General features: G+C 68.0%; 3 protein-coding genes. All 3 read right to left on the minus strand.

Translation table 11 applies throughout. The annotated features are described in order from the left end of the window. Nucleotides 1-90: 90 nt before the first annotated feature. From J4H91_RS15340 to J4H91_RS15345, 3 genes are read right to left on the minus strand one after another with little or no spacing between them, the layout of a single operon-like run. Nucleotides 91-333, minus strand: a complete 243-nt coding sequence (locus tag J4H91_RS15340; RefSeq protein WP_208047116.1) for a hypothetical protein — start codon at nt 331-333, stop codon at nt 91-93. A gap of 4 nt (nt 334-337) precedes the next feature. Then, the gene (locus J4H91_RS15725) at nt 338-658 is read right to left on the minus strand and encodes a class I SAM-dependent methyltransferase (protein WP_243753055.1); all 321 of its coding nucleotides are present in this window, start codon (nt 656-658) and stop codon (nt 338-340) included. After that, a complete protein-coding gene (locus J4H91_RS15345; protein WP_341783576.1) occupies nt 556-1,134 on the minus strand; it encodes a methyltransferase domain-containing protein in 579 nt (192 codons plus the stop codon). Before J4H91_RS15345 ends, J4H91_RS15725 begins: the two co-directional genes overlap by 103 nt. Between the last annotated feature and the right edge of the window lie 419 nt (nt 1,135-1,553).

Consider the following 1,553-nt stretch of genomic DNA (forward strand, 5'->3'; position numbering starts at 1 on the left):
TCGTTAGCCGCGCGGACCTGACCGCGATTCAGGACTCGCTCAACGGCCGACCACGCAAGACGCTCGGATATCTGACACCATCGGAGAAGTTCACGGAACTCGTTGCGACCACCGGTTGAATCCGCCGTAGCTCAGGAGCCCCGCGAGGTTCGGCGGAGGCGACCCCGACACCATCTCCACCGTGGGGACGAGGAGCGTCGCGAACGGGAAGAGCAGCGTGAAGCTCAGCAGTGCGAGGATCGCCCCGCGCAGGTACTCGTCACCCGTGAACGCCAGCGGCTCGGTGCTGCTGCTAGGCGAGCCGGCGCAGCGAGGGGAAGAGACGGCGCCCACTCTTCTACTTCGACCTTCGGCAGAGTTCAGCGGGGGAGTTTCGGACGCCGGTGGCGGCGCTGATCGACGCGTGCGGTCGCGCCCCCGGGTCGGTGCGACGCTCGACGTCGAGCACCTCGAAGCCCGCGTCGCGGAGCAGCCGGGACATTCCGTCGATCGACCACGTGAAGGCCTCGACGACCGCGTGGGGGAAGGAATCGGCGTCACGACCGTCGAAGAATCCTACGAGCAGCCGACCGCCGGGGGAGAGGACCCGCCCGATCTCGGCGAGGCGGGCCGGAAGCTCGCGAGGGGCGGCGTGGATGAGAGAGTACCAGGCGAGCACGCCGGCATAGGCGTCATCGTCAGCGTTGAGCGCGGAGGCGTCGCCGACGTCGAAGGGATGCCGGGGAAACGTCGGCGCGCGAGCTCCACGAACTCGGGCACAATGTCGACGCCGCGCACCTCCGATCCCTCATCGTGGAGGAGCGCGGTCCAGTGTCCCGGTCCGCACCCGAGGTCCAGCAGGGGGCCGCGGCAGGCCCGGGCCCACGAGAGGATCCGTTCGCGGTCCAGCGCGCTCAGCTGCTCCACCGAGCCCAGGAGCGCTGTGTACTCATCGGCACGGGCGCCGTAGCTCTTGCGCACGCGGTCGTCCATGCTCCCGAGCATAGCGGCGTCGTTCGGGGCGGGTCGTCGCCCCCGGTGGATACCGTGCGCCCGCCGCTGTTTGCTCGCCGGCGAGGGCTGAAGCCGCGCGTGCCCGCGACACGCGGGCGAATGCACGAGATGACGGTGAAATGCACGTGCAGACGCACGCATCTCGTGCAGACGCACGCGTCTGGTTCCCCGTTACTTCCGTCGTGACCCGTTCAGCGAGCATGCTGAGCGGGTACGACCTGCTGGGCCCGGCATGACTGCTGCCTCCCGTCATTGAAGGTCTCGGCTCCGCGACGGCACCCTCTACCAGCCGACGATCGAACCGCTCCTGGCCCGAATTTCAACCAGACAGGGACCCAGAACTCAGCGCGGGTCCGCGGACGCCCGACGCGACGGCCTCATCGACCCGATCGGCACAGCCAGGCCGGCGAACGCGATCAGAGGCCAGAAGCTGCTAGGGCGTGTCTCCTATATTGGTGGGTGATGTTTCGGCAGACTGAAGTGCATGGTTCGCCGGTCGAGGTTTACGCAGTTCACGAACGAGCAGTGGGAGCGAGTCGATCCGCTACTCCCCTCCAACG

Source organism: Leucobacter ruminantium (assembly GCF_017565705.1).
Taxonomy (GTDB): domain Bacteria; phylum Actinomycetota; class Actinomycetes; order Actinomycetales; family Microbacteriaceae; genus Leucobacter; species Leucobacter ruminantium.

What these genes read in the sequence shown, in the direction of transcription:
- J4H91_RS15345 (WP_341783576.1), bottom strand. Translation starts at nt 1,134, where the DNA reads ATGCGTGCGTCTGCACGTGCATTTCACCGTCATCTCGTGCATTCGCCC.